Raw genomic sequence first — 16023 nt, forward strand, 5'->3', positions numbered from 1 at the left:
TTGGCTTGAAACCTGACATTCTCTATTACGTGGCTGTTAGATAAGCGACGAATTTCATTTCCAGTAATTTCACCTACTCGCCGTTGACGGTGTTCGTGACAGACATCAATTATTTGCACGTTCACGTCGATACAGTTTACGATGACGTTGGTATCCAGAGTGGGGAATCTCCTATGGGGCACACCAGTGTACGATATGGGGAATAGAGCGTTCGAGACAGCAGTCGAGGTGTATCTTCGTACACAACCGAAGTACACGCTTTCTTGCGGTGAGACGACAGCCATCTTCTTCCCTCGGACGTTTGTCGAGTGGAACAATCTCAAACACCGAATCTGGGACGAAGCGGACGTTCTAACGCACCTACTCTCGAACGTACGAGCTGACGACGTGTTTTACGATATCGGAGCTAACATGGGAATCTACGCTTGCCTCGTCGGCGTCCGTCAACCGGATGCGACTATCGTTGGGTTCGAGCCATACCCCCCGAACGTCGAATCACTTCGGAAGAACCTCGCGGCAAACGGAATCGACGCCATCGTGATAGAACAACCCCTATCGGATGCATCCTCGAATGAGGCGTTTTTCGTCTACGACACGCTCGACGCTGGCGCTCAGCACGGGTCACTCGATACCGACTACCCTACTGGCGACCCCCTCGTATCGTTCACCGTCGAAACTGTGACGGGCGACGAACTCGTGGCGAGCGAACGAATCCCTGCGCCAACCGTGCTCAAAGTAGACGTTCAAGGTTCTGGTTTGGCTGTACTCGATGGCCTCGAATCAACGCTCCTCGCAGATGAGTGCCGACTCGTCTACGTCGAAGCCCACGACAACCGTAAGCAACTAGAAGACAGACTTGCTAGCTTAGGGTACGAGACTTCACTTCTCACCGTCGACCGTGCACAGAAAGACCCTACAATCGTTGGTGTGCGAAACGAACAACCGACTTCTCCAAACTAAACGCCGGCACTAGGTCGAAGCCGTTGCCTCCCGACACTCGTCGAAGTCGCCACAACCGAAGCTAAAATAAGACAGTTGTACAGGAACTACTTTCTTTGTCGTGTGAAATACCGTTTATCATGTTTATTTACCAACAGATTCAATAGGTAGAGTGTTGATGTCTCTAATTGAAAACATCAACACTAGCGCTTTCGTGAGCGTGGGCTACACCCATCGAGGGAAGTTCATCGGAGTGAAGAGCGGCCAACGAAATATCCCATGAAAATCCGACACACAACAATCGTCTGCGATGGGTCTACAGGTAAGCCGGGGTGGTCGATAGATGATTAAAGAAAATGGTACTCACGATGGACAGGACGACGGGTTTGCGGTTGGATTTCTCGCAACTGATGATAACTTTCAGAAGCTCACTCGGGATATCGTTCGGATGCAAAATCACGGAATCGATGTGTTTGTCACGTATCAAGAGTCTGTCGACGCCGCTGAGTTATCTATCATCTCAGCACTCGGTGCCACTGTCGTCGAACCGACCACTGAACCTGGACGAGTAGACCTCTATAGAACGTTCGCAAACGTATCTGATGGCAAAAATCTCGTCTTGGTACACCATACGGATGGGGCGCTCGACGACGTACTGAACGAGGAGAGTACGACACCAACACTGACCAAAGCATCGAACGGACTCGGCCCCGCCAGTTTCCCAGACTCAGTTTCTGCTAATGTCGACCAGACAGACGAGTCGGCCAGTGGTTTCGGCGTCGGTAGTTACGGTTCTGAGGGACGTGAACCACAGTCGTCCACACCCGGTCCTACTATCGTCGCCATTCCGGCTTACAACGAGGAAGGGACCATTGCCGATGTCGTAAAAAAAGCGGTTGTACACGTCGACGAGGTACTCGTCATCGACGATGGAAGCCGTGACCAAACTGCAGTAAATGCTCGGAACGCTGGGGCGACTGTCGTCGAACACGGGGAAAACAGGGGGTATGGAGCTGCGTTGCATACGGCATTCGACGAAGCTCGGAAACGGAACACGAGCCGACTCGTAACGATAGACGCAGACGGACAACACGACCCGAACGAGATACCGAAGTTACTACGGACGCTCGATAGGACAGGTGCAGAACTCGTAATTGGGAGTCGATTTGGCGAAGGTGCCTCGACGAACGCCCCCATTTATCGTCTGTTCGGACTCAAATTCATCAACTTGATGACCAACCTGAGTATGGGTGTCGTCAGGCGGGGCTCCCGCGTCTCCGACACACAGAGTGGATTTCGTGCGTACAATCGTCGAGCAATCGCGTCTATCTGCGTTGATTCGGGCATCGGCGACCAGATGAATGCGAGTACGGACATATTGTACCACGCACATCACAACGACTACCGAATCGAAGAGACTGGTGTCTGGATAAACTACGATGTAGAGAACCCCAGTAGTCACCATCCAATCATGCACGGACTGTCGTTGGTTTCGAACATAATGAAGACTGTCGAACGGGAGCGGCCACTGACTGCGCTTGGTGTGCCCGGGTTCTTCGGGTCGGCAATCGGTGTTATCATCGCGTACTTTGCAATCTCTGATTATCTCACGAACGGCGTCTTCCAAATCGAGATGGCAGTCACGTCGACGTTGTTCGTTATCGTGGGACTGCTGACCTGCTTCACGGCGATTATACTGCACTCGATGAGCCGGTTGTTCGAGATTAATCAGTCGACACAATCTGAATACCCGCCGCTAAAACGCTAGATAGTGTCGAAAAGAAGTGGTTTCGGTCCTATTGAAGGTAGCCGAGGTCACGAAGTTGTGTCTTTTGTTCGTCGCTGAGGTCAGTGTCCGCACCCTCGTGTGTTGCTTTCGCCAAGCGCGCTGGAACAACCCCACGGGCTTCGTCTTCGGTAAAGTCGGGCGTACCGTACGATAAGTCACTCGTGAGTGCGATAGTGAGCATATTCATCGCCTTCGTCGGCGTGAGGTTCCCAACCCATGCAGGAGCGTACCCCCGCAACAGATTATCGTATGCGAGCGCACAGAGACGTTGCAGAGTTGACTTACGGTGGAAGACGTACCCTCCCGATTGATTCCATGCAGATGTCGCAGCGTAGACCGAGAGTTCGATTTCCCTCCCCAACACGTCGACGTCGAGATGCTGCCATACATCTGACCGAACCTTTCTGTCCGGACCGGGGACAGTTCGCCACAGATCGACGCCGTCGACGCCTGTGGGGGCCTCACCACGCTGAGCCGAGATGACCGTGGGGGCGATATCGACGCCACTCAAAAGTTGTTCGTAAGTCACTCCTCTCGGTAACCCTGCACCAGCGAAGACGATAGGAACTTCCACGTTTTCGGGACTCATGGGATGACCGTGTCCGAACCTCCCACCGTTGCCCCACTCGCCAAGGCTCTGCCCGTGGTCGCTCGTGAACACGACCAACGTCTCGTCGAGAATGCCACGTTCTGCCAGTTGTTCGTATAGCTCTACGAACCGTTGAGCAGAGTTGTGACAATCTTGGCGGTAGAGTTCTATCAATTGAGGGCGACGCTTTTCGTACGTCTGGAAGAACTCTTTCGTCGACTCGAACGCTCCATTTTCGAATCCGTACGGTGCATGCGGTCCGACATCGTGGACGAAACTGACGAACGGTGGTTCGAGTTCCTCAAGCGACCGTTCCGTGTCTATGTGGTTGATCTGGAGTGGTGGTTTGGCGGCTGCATCGAGTTCTATCCACACTGTCTCGGCGTCGAATCCGACGTCGTACCGACCGTCGTCGAAGAGTGCAGGACGTTGAGGGAGTCGGTCGTCGAACATCCACACACCGTGGGTTGCAGGATAGGTCCCCGAAGTCAGCGACGGAATCGACGATGCGGTGAACGTACTCGCAGAGATTGCTTTTGCTGTTACTCCCAGATCTCGAACTTGGTCCGGAAGGAAATCGTACCGCATCGCGTCGGATACGAATATGAGAATGTTGTCCACCTCTGTGCTATCTGCCATTTTCGAGAGAGGCTCGACACTAGCGGACGCATTTGTATCTGTCATACGATTGTATTCTATTCGACGTACGATTACGTAGCCTTTGGGGTCAACTGTTTGTGTAGTTCGTCTCGTCATCTCTCCGTGTCCTCGGGGGGACTGTTAAAATCGTCACTCAACAGGTAACGGGAATTCTGTCTGTTCCGAACCAGAATCGTCCCGATATCGGGTGTCAGACTCTGTGACGTTACTCTCTAACGTATCGATAAGTAAATTATCAAATATATAACAATGTTGGGCAGCGCCTATTCGATTCTACGTGTGAGCCAACAGGAAAACAAGGGCGTACGGAATTCGATATCGTTCGACTTGGAACACTGGTACACGGCCACTCTCCTCGTCAATGACGTAGTCGATCCAGTAGATCGGATTGTGGAATCTACCGATATCGTGCTAGACCTCCTCGACAGACACGACGTTACTTCGACATTCTTTGTCGTGGGGCATGTTGCAGAAGAGTATCCGTGGCTTATTCGGAAAATCCACGACCAGGGACACGAAATCGGGTCGCACGGACAGACACATAAACCGTTGTTCGACCTCTCACCAGCAGAATTCGAACGAGAATTGACCGAATCAGGTACCGCTATCGAGGCTGCGACTGGAGAGTACCCGCTCGGAGTTCGAATGCCGAACTTCTCTCTCACGAGGCAAACTAAGTGGGGATTCGACATCCTCGCACAGAGCGACTACCGGTACGATTCGAGTGTATTCCCGATGAAAACCCCGATGTACGGAGTCTCCGGTGGACCAATTGCCCCGTATTGGGTGAACCCGAGAAATCCGTTCGACTCGATGGCGGCTGTCGAAGCTGACGAGCGGTCACTCGTGGAGTGCCCGCTGGCAGTAACGAACACGTTTCCGAGAATCCCTGTCGCAGGTGGATTTTACGCACGGGTTTCGCCAGTGAAGGTACTTTCGTGGGGTATCCAGCGGCTTAATCGGGCAGGAATCCCTGCGAATCTATACTTCCACCCATGGGAGTTCAATCCCGATGTCCCGGTGTCAGAACCACGATTATACAAGCGAGTTGTGAGCTTCTCGGGAATCGATAGATTAGCAGACAAAGTCGAACGACTTCTCACGGCCTTCGAGTTCGGTTCGGTGAGTGACACGATTAGGACGGCCCTTGGACCGAATGCGTTGGAACTACAGGAGTCTCGGACGTCCAAGAATGCTCAACACTTTGGTTAATTATGAGTAAGAGTACAACAGCATCACGACCGACGGTGACGAAGTGTGAAGATTGGCAAGCGTGGAACGAGTTCATCGAAACGAACGATGGTCCTCCGTTCGCGCTGTGGGGCTGGCGAGAAGCGTGTCGTAACTACGGACACGACACGCACTATCTCGTCGCTCAGACTGAAGAGGAGATTGTTGGTGCCCTCCCGCTGGTAGAGATTCGAAGTCGCCTCTTCGGGTCGACGCTCGTCTCACCGCCGTACGGCGAACGTGGGTCGTTGGTTCTTTCGGAAGACGCCCCTCAATCGACCGCTACACAACTCTTGCAGCGAGCGCAAGAAATCGCAGACCGCACTGGTGTCGATTACGTCAGTCTCCGTGGGACGAAGTTCGAACTAAGTGATTCCGACCAGTTCGAACGGGAAACACGGTTCGTCACGTTCGACATCCCCGTCGACGTCGACCACACCACGATGTGGAATGGAATCAAAGAAAGTCGGCAGCGGCAGATAGACCAGGCCCGCGATAACGACTTGGAGTACGTCGCTGGCGACTCCCTCGACGAGTTGCGCGAATACTACGACCTGTACCTCAGATCGATGCGGGGTCACGGGACTCCCCCTCACTCCTTCGACTTCTTCGAGACTATCTGGAACGGGTTCGAAGACCACGGGATGGCACACCTCGGACTCGTCCGACACCAGGGAAGATTGATAAATGGGATACTGAACCTCGGGTGTGGGTCGACGGTTTCGCAGTGGGGGGTCATCACTGATTATGAATACCGTGACCTCCAAGGAGGGAGTTTCTTACTGTGGAAGTCGATGGAACACGCACACGAGCGCGGATACTCGTCGTACGAACTCGGGCGGACGAGGGAAGGAACGGGCGTCTACATGTTCAAAAAGAGCTTCGGCGGCAAGAAGACGTACTACGACGATTATCACTACTACCCGAACGGGCCAGTCGACCTCCCACACCCCGACAAAGACGCGTATGAACCGATAAAGGAAGCGTGGAAGCGACTTCCAATATCGGTGACGCGCCTCATCGGGCCAACCATTCGGAAAGACATCAGTCTCTGACCATGCACATCCTTTACACCATCGGACAGAGTACTGGTGGGTTACCGCACTATACGGCCGAATTGGCGAATTGTATCGCTGACCACGCTGATGTAACTGTATTCAAGCCACGGGAGACGTCTGCGGACGACCTCTTCCGTGACGACATCGAACTCGTGAACGCGTTCGAACCGATTGGAATCTCGATGCCTAGCCTCTACAAATTTGAGGTCAGTCCGCTTGACATCTTCCGAGGGCTCTATTCGTACGACGCGCTGAGAGATGTCGTTGGGTACGACCCCGATATCATCCACGACAGCACCGGCCTCTTCCCGCAAGTGAAGTTCTTCGCAAAGCTTCATGGGTTAGACGAGCACTGCCCATTCATCACGACGCGACACGAAGTCCCTGTCAATCGGTTCAGCTTCTCTCGACCGCCAGTGTTCGCCGAAGAGATGCTCAACCTCGTGATTCCGGACATTCACGAAGAACGAACAGTGGTTCACACGAAACGGCAAAAGGAGGTACTCGTCGGCAGGGGATTCGACGAAGAAGACGTCGTCGTCATCCCACATGGGGCGTACTCCATCTTCGGAGACGTCGAGGATATCGACCGAGACCCAGAAGAGAACACACTCCTGTTTTTCGGGAACATCGTCCCGCCAAAGGGACTCGACACGCTCGTAGAGGCCGTCGAAATTCTCCGCGAGGAGATTCCCGATGTGAAGCTCATCATCGCTGGTGACGGCCAGCTCCCACGAGACGTCCGAAAAATCGTCAACCGCTCCCCCGAGAACTACGAGCTCCATCTTCGGTTCATTCCGAACGAAGAGGTAAAGGAGTTCTTCGCCCGGGCGACGGTCGTGACGATGCCGTACAGAAGCCAACAGGGGACGAAGGGCCACAGCGGCGTCCTCGCGACGGCCTTCTCGTTTGGAAAACCTGTCGTCGCCTCTACGGCGAGTGAGTTCCCTGAGCAAATTGAAGGGCAGGGATGTGGTCTGGTCGTCCCCCCAGAAGACCCGGTACAGTTGGCAAACGCACTACGAGACGTCCTGTCAGACGAGGAGTCTCGGTCGATAATGTCGAAAAACAGTTTGCGAATGAAAGAAACACTCTCATGGGAGAACGTCTCCAGACAGTATCTCGATTTGTACCACTCGGCCTTGAGCGACAACCACCAAAAGCGGGAGTGGCTGACGATTCAAAAGTCTTCACGGTGACGGGTTTGAGTCCTTCGACGCAAGAGAATCGTTCGAGTTGAATGAGGTCCATTGGGCGCTGAATCTGAGATGGACAGAACCGACCGTCGTAGGAGAATATTATTTCGACACGTGATTTCGAGTGATGGGGTACTCTCGCGATTAGTCGGTGTACCCAAGTGCACGGAGTTGAGACTCACGTGAGATTTCCTCTAATTGGGTGTCGTAATCTGCCGGTGTATGGGTCCCCTCGTCTGTCGCAGTCGTTTCAACCCACGGAACTTCTGTGAGGCACGGAAGGTCGATTCCGTTCGGATGGCCGTAGATACCCCACTCACCGAACGCTTCACCGTGGTCCGCTGTGACAACCACCCGTTCTGCATCGATATTGCGCAAGAGGATGTCAACTTCTTCGAGAACGACTTGGAGCGTTTTTCTATATCGGCCGATCGCAACTTGCCTGGCCAACTCTCCACTGGTTACTCGGTCCCATGCGTCCGGGTTGCTCTTCGTATCAAAATCGAAGTTAGACCGGTCGAGTGCCTCTGCACCCTCTGTGAGAAATGGCACGTGAGGTTGAACATAATGGACTAAGAGCCGGTCGTAATTAGACTCTCTACCGTGGTGAATTGCTCGGTCGGTCACCGGTCTCGGTAAGACGGTTCCCCACTGGTTGTCCCACGCGTACCGCCAGACTTCATCTACGTCACCGAACGTATCCGAGTCACAGAACTCTCCACTGAATGGGTTTGCGGACACGTAGGTTGTGCCGTCGAGGACGTGTGGTGGCGTCCGCTCGATGGTTCTCGGCAACCAATTCCACGTACACGACGCAAGCGAAGGAAAACGACCGACCTGCTGCATCCACGTATAGTCATCAGATTGACGCTGAAGTTCGTCTGCTCTGCACGCATCCAAGATGATACAGACGTCCCACTCCTCTTCGAAGATGCTTCGACCGGTTATCGTCCCCGTGGCCCGGTGGTAGACGATTCCGAACCACCGCCGCGAACCTCCTGAATATCCATACTTGTTCACGAACCCAGGCAGACTCGTGAGTCCTTTCCGTAGCTCTTGGGGGGTGACCATACGTTATCTATTTGAACCTTTTACGCTATCAAGGTTCGCTTCGTTCGAACAATTGGTAGGTCCACTGTGGGCTCAAATGTGTCAATTCTTGGGTCCGACGTGATGTCTGTCCGTGGTTTCAGACGCTCGTGTCTTCGTAGAGTCGCACCCAGTCGACGACCATCTCTTCGGTCCATGGTTCAGTTCGGTCGGCCCTTCCGATACTGTCGATGTTGAGCGAGAACATGAAATAGAACGGCGCTCCCTTCGAAAGTGCGGTGAGTACTGTCTCGTTGAGCCACTTCCGGACGACTTTCCCGTCCACGTAGTGGACCAGTCGGTCTTCTTGCCACTCGATAGCATACCTGTGAAACTTTTCAGTGAGATTACCTCCCGGTGTGTAGGAGGCGCCCAGATTCTGATGTGTTGGGCGGTCACCAACTTCTGTCGAAGTGGAATAGTGGACGTTGTGTCTGGAGATGTGGTGGTCGTCCCATCCTCCATCCTGCCAAATTTCGACAATATCGATCTCTGGCGGCCACTGTTCGGTGTTCGGTTTCGACCAGAACGCGTTCTGGAATCCGGTTCGACCGGCAAATGAGATTTTCGCCTCAAGGTAACTCCCGGGTCCGAACGTGACTTTGTTTTTGGTGTTCACGGCCCCTGACTGAATTCCTCCCCCTTCGTGAGTACCTCGTAGTCTGAGTGCACCGTCTCTAATTTGGACGTTCTCCGGGACGATACGAGTTGGACTCGTCGAGGTTTCTGTCCCCCACCCCCATCCGATCGTCCACGCGGACGCATCTAACGGGCCTCCAGAGAACGAATCGTGAAATTTGAGCCTCCAATTTGACTGTGACGACGGGCCACCTTCGAGTCCGTCTCTGAACTGGTCGGTGAGTGACGAGCGATTTAGCACAACTCCCCCCACGACGAGTCCAGCGACTGCCGCGCCAGTACTGGCCCCCGCTACCCGGAGGAATTCTCGCCGATTCATGAAACTGACCTCATATCACTGACTCAGTTGGTGGTGGTGACGGAGTCGTCACCTCTCTATTCTGTCTGGGTTCGCGGAGTGCACAGTCTCGACTTCACACGCGTTCGATGCGAATCTGATACTCTCTGTATCTGAGATTCTCCGACGCTGTACAGGTGGGACTCACTCGTCATGCTTGTACTGTAGGTGTAAGAACACAAAGCACCTTCGTCGAAAAATGGTCTCGTACCGTTCGACACCTGGGGTCAAACAGGTGTTCGAGCGGCTAGTCTAGATCTCTTGGCCGTTGACCGTGGTCACGACGTCGCCACCGAACGTCGAGACGTCGAGGACGTCACCATTGAAGAGCCAATAGGCGTCTGCGTCGTCCTTGACAGACCCACGTGCTTTCGAACTAGAGACGTCGTCGTCGCTAGTTGCACTCGCAGATGCCGTTTCGCCCTTCAGCAGTTCACCGTCGGTTTCGATGATGTACCACACGTTTCCGTTGCTGTTGGGGTCGCGACGAACGACGACGAGGTCCACGCGTGTCTCGTTCACGTAGACGTCTGCGGGACCGTCGAGTGCGATGTCGGTCACGTCACCTTCGAACTGGTAGGTGTCCGACCCTGCACCGATAGAACCGGTCGCGGTCGTCCCCGAGATGTCGTCCTCGCTCGTGATCGAGTCGGTCGAAGCGAGTGCGTCGGTCACAGAGAGGCTGTAAGACGCCGACTGACTGTAGTTACTCCCGTCGATAGTAACCGTGTTCGGGAGTGACGTGGTCTGCGTCGAGTCAGACGTTTGGGAGTCGTCGGAAGGCCGGTATGGACCGGGTTCGGATGCGTCGACGAGGTCTGCAGTGTCGACTGCGGTGTTGTCGATGAACAGGTCGAGGTCACCGTCGAACCGAAGGTCGGTGATGTCACCGGTGTACCGGAAGCCCGGGAGTGAGGACGTCTTGCTGGTCGTCCCGCCACCGATGGTTCCGTCACTGGAGACCCAGTAATCTTCGGTCGTATCCTGTGGGTCGATTCTGACGTTGCCACCGCTCGCCTCGAACGCGAACGTAACTGGGTTACCGTCGCCCGACCGTGCCCAGAGGTAATGTTCGGTGTCGTTCGTTGAGGTGTTCGTACTGGTGGAGTCAGACCCTGCGTAATCCCAGACTCGGACCCAGTCGATGGCAATTTCTTCACCCCACGGAACGGAGTAGTCTGGAGTTCCGACGTTGTCGATGTTGAGTGAGAACATCAGGTACTGCACACCACCGTTGGTCATCGCCTGCATGGCGGTGCTGTCGGTCGTCTCCCAAGCGACTTCACCGTCCACGTAGTGGGTGATGCGGTCTTCTTGCCACTCGACTGCGTAGATGTGGTAGTTCTCGGTCAGGTCGTCACCTGGCGTGTACGAACCCCCTGGACCGACGTGCGTGGATTTGTCGCCTGGTTCGGTCGACGTCGAGTAGTGGATGTGGTGTCGGGACTTGTGCGTATCGTCCCACCCACTGCCATCTTGCATCAGTTCGACGACGTCGATTTCTGGCGGCCATGCTTCGGTGTTCGGTTTCGACCAAAACGCGTTCTGGAAGCCTTCCCGCTGAGCGAACTTGATTTTCGCTTCGAAGTAACTACCCGGACCGAACGTCACCTTGTTCTTCGTGTTGACTCCTCCCGCGTACGGCTGGTCGCCGTCGTGGGTTCCCTTCAGATACAGGTTACTGTTGCGGACATCGACGTTCTCTTCGATGACCTCCGTAGGACTCATAGTGGTACCGGTACCCCAACCCCAACCGATGGACCAGAAGTCTTTGTTGAGGGAGCCGGCGTCGAAGTCATCTTCGAACGTAAGCGTCCAGTTGTCTTGGTTTGCAGGTCCACCTTCGGAAACGGCTGCAGACGCGGGCACACCTAAACTAGTGGCACCGAGTGCTGTTAAGGCACCGACGCCAGAAATCTTTAGGAGGTTCCGGCGGCCTAATTGGAGGGACTTTTCGTTTGTGTTGTCCGGTGCGTCCGGACCATGCTCGTCTGACATTGTCTCGTTTTCGTGAAAGACATGGGAGTATAAAGTTCTTTTTTGAAAGAGATTGTAGATATCGGGGGATTAAATGAACAAAGACAGTATGTCTAGGATAAATTCACGTTCTTATTTTGCGTTTTTCAATCGTACATTCAAGAATGTATAATTTACTTACTATTAGACTGCAAAACTATCGCTGAAATTCTATATAGTAACTATACTAGACATGCTGATTCTCGATTTAAAACTCAATTTGAAGGGCTGAAATAGCCGAATCACTCGACTAACCTATCGTTAAAAATTATATAGTATGTTTGTAGTACATTCTTGATTTCTTGGATAAAATACGCTCTTAATAAATTATGTTTGACAATATAGTCGTGAAAATTGGTTCTTAATTATTTCTTAATCGATTCTGTAATTCTGATATATTGTGCGACGGTATCGTCTGGTGTTTACTAACAATCCACACTATGGATTCAGTCGTGACGAGGTGGGGGACGGTGTGCTGCGCGCGCTCGAACGTACCAATAGATTATCAAAACGAGGACGATAGCCAATTGCACGAGTAGGCCCGCTGTTATATCGAGCGCTTCGATGCGAGCGATGAATCCGATTTCCTGCCCGTAATCGACCGGTGGCAGAAGCGGCCAGAGAACGAACGTCGCATAGTAGAGATTTCCCCTGAGTACCAGTGGTATAAGATCGCTGACGATGTGACTTACGTACCCGACCAAGAACGCCGTCGTCAACTCTTGTTGTTCTCGGTCGCGTCCAATCCGAGTGAGAACTACGGCGACGATGAAAAACGTGAAAATCGAATGAGCTAGTGACCTCCCGTTCGGTAACAGTCCCAGATTCCACGCGAGTGGTTTATCGACGATGTCTGGGAACTGTGTCCCGAACGCCAGTGCAATCCCGACGACGACCGGTGAGACGCCCAGTCGGCGTATCCGGCGATATCCGTAGTAGATGAGCGCGCCGAATGCCAAGTGCCCCCACGGCCACATTGGTATTCATAATCGACAAACGAACTATAGTATACACTCGTTACTCTGAAAACACGAACGTCCAGCTGACGGAAAGTACGAACATACGTGACAACACCGTTGCGAGTGGGACGATTATTTTGCTCCGAGAGGGAGAAACCTGCGGGGACACCGGAGTTGAAGCTCTCAGATGTTCTTCAACCACGTACTCACAGTTCTGCATCCCCGTCACGACAACTGCGGTGACACCTTGAACCGTCGAGTTCCTTCATCCCGACATCTGTGGTCTCTCTTCACTTGAGCCTGTGAACGGCACCGTCCAGTTCGTCTACTCGATAAAAATGAACTCTGTCCTTGCTACGACATTCGATTATCTCCGAGACGTACTTCTGGATGCGCAGTGAGGAAGCCAAAGACACTCCCCGCCGCCCACGCTGCTGGCTCACACGAATCTGGGTGGACGAGATACCCATTCGGTACCGTCTCGTCGAGACCGGTGAACAGTTCGGGGAACCCAAATCTGTTGGGTTGGGCACGGGTCAGGCTATCACCGAGAGCGTCCAGACTCCGTTCCGCAACGAGTTCGGCAGCGTGGTCGAATCCCCTCTCGGCGAATCCGAGCGCGGCCAGACTATTGTCGTGTGGCCAGACGCTCCCTCGGTGGTACGAAAGCGGGTCGAACGCTTCGTGGTCGCCGGCGAACGTGCGTAACCCACTCGACGTGAGCACGTCCGGTTCGAGGAGTCGGTCGACAGCAGATTCGACGCGCTCGTCCGTCCCGAGTCCGCCCCAGAACGCGTGCGTCTGGTTCGTCGCGACACTGGGGATTCGTTCGGACCCGTCGAGGGCGAGTGCGTAACACCCCTCACTCGGGACCCAAAACTGCGCTTCGAACGAGTCGTACAGTCGGTCTGCGAGTTCACCACAGGCGTCTGCAAGTTCTTCGTCGCCGTGTTCACGAGCGAGGGGTTCGAACGCTCGGAGCGCGCGATAGGAGTATCCTTGGACTTCCGAGAGCGCGATTCGCCCCGTGGGTTCTCGGCCATCGGGGTGGGCGAGTGCCTCTGAACTGTCTTTCCATCCGAGATGATTCAGGCCGTACGGGTGGTCGTGGGCGTCGTATCTGAGGAAGCCATCTTCGTCGGCGGTGTCGAGAATCCACTCGACTGCCGCAGTCGCAGATTCGTAGAGGTCGTCTTCCAGTGAGTCAGACACCTGTGCTTCGACGGCGTCTGCGTACAGGGCGACGAAGAGGGAAGTCGCGTCGATGTTCCCGTAGTACGGCCGTCTGAGGGAGATTCCGGCCTCGGTAAGGTCACCGGTTCGGTGTTCGTGGAGTATCTTCCCCGGTTCTTCGAGTGTATCAGAGACGGCGTCTGTTCCCTGCTCCGAAGCGAGGAAGCGAAGCGTTCGCTCGGCAACACTCGCATCGAACGCGAGCAGTTGGTACCCGACGATGAGTGAGTCTCGACCAAATGGCGCGACGAATCGGGGCGCGCCGGCAGCAGGCACACCTTCTGGGAGCAACAACGCATCGAGTGCTTCCGAAGCGGCGGACGCGAGTGACCGGTGTCGCGGGTCGATATCTGCCGGCGCGACATCGACTGATGGAACGTCGATGGCGTCGCCAGGGAGTGAGATGGTGAACGAAAGCGATTCGGTCGTTGCTGGTCCGACTGTCTGCGTGGCCGACACGACGGCCGTCCCGTCGCTTTCGACCTGCACGCTCTCGTTTGCGTCGTCGGTATCGTCCCGGTTGGTCTCGATTGAGACACTCCGCTCCGTCTCGTCGACACCTTCTGCGGTGTATCGTACCGTCCCCTCGTCCAATCGAGTTGCCGTGACCGGACGGTCACGCGCATCTCGGGCGGAGAAGAACGATTCGACTTCGAAGATGTGCTCGAATCCTGGGTCGATGGTAACTTCGAGTTCGCATCCACGCGTTTCGTTCGTGTTGTTCTGGATACCGAACGTGACCGTCACGCCGTCCCGGTCGATACTGAACTGTTTGGTCAGCGTCCATGCACGGGTGTCTCCGCGTGCCGGCCCGTCGGTCGAACTGGTGAGTACGGTCGTCACGGCATCTCCGTCCGACGCTCGGCCCAGTCGTTCCCACCGAACCTCTCCGCTTGCGTCGTCGACTCGAAGGTCGACGCCACGGAGGTATCGGTGGTCGTCGCTGTAGATTCCACAGTGGTCGTTTTCGGGAGAGACGTCACCGTGTTCGTCGACGACGACTTGTCTTCCCCCGTGCAGTGCGAGCATACAGTTTTCTGGTAGCATTAGTGGTCGTCCTCTTCGTCGAAGCTGATTGATTCGATGTAGACGCGCCTCGCTTCGATGTTCTCGACGATTGCACCCCACCCACCGACGTTGACTTCTCCGTCCTCGGTGTCGAGAACGATAGCAGCACGCCCGGCGAGTTGCGAGAGCGAGGGAGTGTCTGTGGGGTTCCGACGCCGGTCTGCGAATATGAGGTCGACAATCTCTCCGTGGAGTTCGACATCTTCGCGGTTGGTCGTCGTCGTTCCGCGAATCGTGGCGGTGATTCGTGCCCCATCTGCGAGAACCGGGGCGACGTCCCGGATACATTCACGAATATCGACGTATTCGAAGGGTAGGTCGTCCGAGATACCACTGAAGATAGTCGGCCACGACTCCCACAGCGCCGCCATGAAGTACCAGCGGAAGACGTAGGTTATCTCTTCGTCTTCGAAAATTGCCCCATACTGGTTCACCGACTTCATGTGTGGGGCAAAGCAGGTCACTTCGCGGTCAGCGAGGAGAAGAAACGGTGCCGGGAGGTCACGGTGTCGTGCTTCGTACACTGCTCCATCTAACTCCGGGTCCGTCGGGAGGTTGACCGGCAAGTCGGGCGAGGTGTTGAACGAGATGGTGACGTAGACTCCTCGCTCCAGTGCGGATTTCAGAGCAGGACGTAGTCGTTCGAACTGCTCCGGAGCCATCGAAATCTGAACTTGGTCTTCTGCGCTCTCGATGGCATCTTCGGCGCGTTCGAAGACGGTGTCGAGGCGTTTGACGAAACTCATCTGATGGCCGCTGAGTCCCGCTTGTTCCCATCGATTCTGTATCTCCTCGGCCGTCGCTTCGAGTGTCTTGGCCTGCGAGGTCAGCATCTCGAACACTTTCGAGGGGTCTTCGGCACGTGCCCGAAGCGACTTCTGTTTGAACGTCTCGACGAAGCCTTTGTCTTCGAGGTTGCGGAGGACGTCGTAGACGCGAGACCGTGGGACCGCCGACTGTTCTGCGATTTTGGTCGCTGGAGCGTTACCCATCTCCAGGAGCGTGACGTACGCGTCCACCTCGTAATCCGTGAGGCCGGCCTGTCTCAGGCCACGCTTGAGTTCCTTCGTGTCCATGTTGTCTGGTTAGTTACTGCCCACACCAATTTTCACTTGTGGTGAGACGAAACGAGCGCTGAGCGTCCGATGCGCCACAGTCATATTCACTACGGTTACAACAACATACACAAATTTTATATATCTTTGTATTTCATGTCTTTCC

12 protein-coding genes are annotated in these 16023 nt (G+C 54.6%); 5 read left to right on the top strand and 7 right to left on the bottom strand.

The window, feature by feature from the left end:
- Positions 1 to 195: 195 nt before the first annotated feature.
- A complete protein-coding gene (locus ACK3R5_RS16135; RefSeq protein WP_411968822.1) occupies positions 196 to 960 on the top strand; it encodes an FkbM family methyltransferase in 765 nt (254 codons plus the stop codon).
- A 322-nt stretch (positions 961 to 1282) separates the two neighbouring features.
- Positions 1283 to 2707, top strand: coding sequence for a glycosyltransferase family 2 protein (locus ACK3R5_RS16140; RefSeq protein ID WP_411968823.1), 1425 nt, complete (start codon positions 1283 to 1285; stop codon positions 2705 to 2707).
- A 28-nt stretch (positions 2708 to 2735) separates the two neighbouring features.
- On the opposite strand, the gene ACK3R5_RS16145 is transcribed toward ACK3R5_RS16140, so the two are convergent.
- A complete protein-coding gene (locus tag ACK3R5_RS16145; RefSeq protein WP_411968824.1) occupies positions 2736 to 3770 on the bottom strand; it encodes a sulfatase-like hydrolase/transferase in 1035 nt (344 codons plus the stop codon).
- Between the two features lie 486 nt (positions 3771 to 4256).
- Here ACK3R5_RS16145 and ACK3R5_RS16150 point away from each other — a divergent pair, with 486 nt between their 5' ends.
- Genes ACK3R5_RS16150 through ACK3R5_RS16160 form a run of 3 tightly spaced genes read left to right on the top strand, consistent with a single transcriptional unit; the run spans position 4257 to position 7464 of the window.
- On the top strand, positions 4257 to 5189 hold the full coding sequence (locus ACK3R5_RS16150; protein ID WP_411968825.1) for a polysaccharide deacetylase family protein: 933 nt from the start codon (positions 4257 to 4259) through the stop codon (positions 5187 to 5189).
- Between the two features lie 2 nt (positions 5190 to 5191).
- Positions 5192 to 6262, top strand: coding sequence for a GNAT family N-acetyltransferase (locus ACK3R5_RS16155; RefSeq protein WP_411968826.1), 1071 nt, complete (start codon positions 5192 to 5194; stop codon positions 6260 to 6262).
- Between the two features lie 2 nt (positions 6263 to 6264).
- The gene (locus tag ACK3R5_RS16160; RefSeq protein ID WP_411968827.1) at positions 6265 to 7464 is read left to right on the top strand and encodes a glycosyltransferase family 4 protein; all 1200 of its coding nucleotides are present in this window, start codon (positions 6265 to 6267) and stop codon (positions 7462 to 7464) included.
- A 141-nt stretch (positions 7465 to 7605) separates the two neighbouring features.
- Here ACK3R5_RS16160 and ACK3R5_RS16165 read toward each other — a convergent pair whose 3' ends face one another.
- The 6 genes from ACK3R5_RS16165 to ACK3R5_RS16190 all read right to left on the bottom strand — a co-directional run bounded on the left by ACK3R5_RS16165 (position 7606) and on the right by ACK3R5_RS16190 (position 15878).
- Positions 7606 to 8532: a hypothetical protein gene (locus ACK3R5_RS16165; protein WP_411968828.1), complete on the bottom strand. Its 927-nt coding sequence runs from the start codon at positions 8530 to 8532 to the stop codon at positions 7606 to 7608.
- 118 nt (positions 8533 to 8650) lie between these two features.
- Entirely contained in the window at positions 8651 to 9508 is an 858-nt protein-coding gene (locus tag ACK3R5_RS16170) for a family 16 glycosylhydrolase (protein WP_411968829.1), read from the bottom strand.
- A 270-nt stretch (positions 9509 to 9778) separates the two neighbouring features.
- Positions 9779 to 11254: a family 16 glycosylhydrolase gene (locus ACK3R5_RS16175; protein ID WP_411968830.1), complete on the bottom strand. Its 1476-nt coding sequence runs from the start codon at positions 11252 to 11254 to the stop codon at positions 9779 to 9781.
- Positions 11255 to 11988: 734 nt separating this feature from the next.
- The gene (locus ACK3R5_RS16180; RefSeq protein ID WP_411968831.1) at positions 11989 to 12519 is read right to left on the bottom strand and encodes a metal-dependent hydrolase; all 531 of its coding nucleotides are present in this window, start codon (positions 12517 to 12519) and stop codon (positions 11989 to 11991) included.
- A gap of 336 nt (positions 12520 to 12855) precedes the next feature.
- A complete protein-coding gene (locus tag ACK3R5_RS16185) occupies positions 12856 to 14781 on the bottom strand; it encodes a glycogen debranching N-terminal domain-containing protein (protein WP_411968832.1) in 1926 nt (641 codons plus the stop codon).
- Complete coding sequence (locus ACK3R5_RS16190) at positions 14781 to 15878, bottom strand: TrmB family transcriptional regulator (protein WP_411968833.1); 1098 nt, start codon at positions 15876 to 15878, stop codon at positions 14781 to 14783. The genes ACK3R5_RS16185 and ACK3R5_RS16190 overlap by 1 nt, the downstream gene beginning before the upstream one ends.
- Positions 15879 to 16023: the final 145 nt, after the last annotated feature.

It is taken from the genome of Haloferax sp. YSSS75 (assembly GCF_046764215.1).
GTDB lineage: Archaea > Halobacteriota > Halobacteria > Halobacteriales > Haloferacaceae > Haloferax.

Excerpts from the sequence above, each read along its gene's own strand:
- ACK3R5_RS16190 (WP_411968833.1), bottom strand. The coding sequence starts at position 15,878 with ATGGACACGAAGGAACTCAAGCGTGGCCTGAGACAGGCCGGCCTCACG.
- ACK3R5_RS16140 (WP_411968823.1), top strand. The coding sequence starts at position 1,283 with ATGATTAAAGAAAATGGTACTCACGATGGACAGGACGACGGGTTTGCG.
- ACK3R5_RS16175 (WP_411968830.1), bottom strand. The coding sequence starts at position 11,254 with ATGAGTCCTACGGAGGTCATCGAAGAGAACGTCGATGTCCGCAACAGT.
- ACK3R5_RS16145 (WP_411968824.1), bottom strand. The coding sequence starts at position 3,770 with ATGTTCGACGACCGACTCCCTCAACGTCCTGCACTCTTCGACGACGGT.
- ACK3R5_RS16185 (WP_411968832.1), bottom strand. The coding sequence starts at position 14,781 with ATGCTACCAGAAAACTGTATGCTCGCACTGCACGGGGGAAGACAAGTC.
- ACK3R5_RS16170 (WP_411968829.1), bottom strand. The coding sequence starts at position 9,508 with ATGAATCGGCGAGAATTCCTCCGGGTAGCGGGGGCCAGTACTGGCGCG.
- ACK3R5_RS16160 (WP_411968827.1), top strand. The coding sequence starts at position 6,265 with ATGCACATCCTTTACACCATCGGACAGAGTACTGGTGGGTTACCGCAC.
- ACK3R5_RS16155 (WP_411968826.1), top strand. The coding sequence starts at position 5,192 with ATGAGTAAGAGTACAACAGCATCACGACCGACGGTGACGAAGTGTGAA.
- ACK3R5_RS16165 (WP_411968828.1), bottom strand. The coding sequence starts at position 8,532 with ATGGTCACCCCCCAAGAGCTACGGAAAGGACTCACGAGTCTGCCTGGG.
- ACK3R5_RS16135 (WP_411968822.1), top strand. The coding sequence starts at position 196 with ATGGGGAATAGAGCGTTCGAGACAGCAGTCGAGGTGTATCTTCGTACA.
- ACK3R5_RS16180 (WP_411968831.1), bottom strand. The coding sequence starts at position 12,519 with ATGTGGCCGTGGGGGCACTTGGCATTCGGCGCGCTCATCTACTACGGA.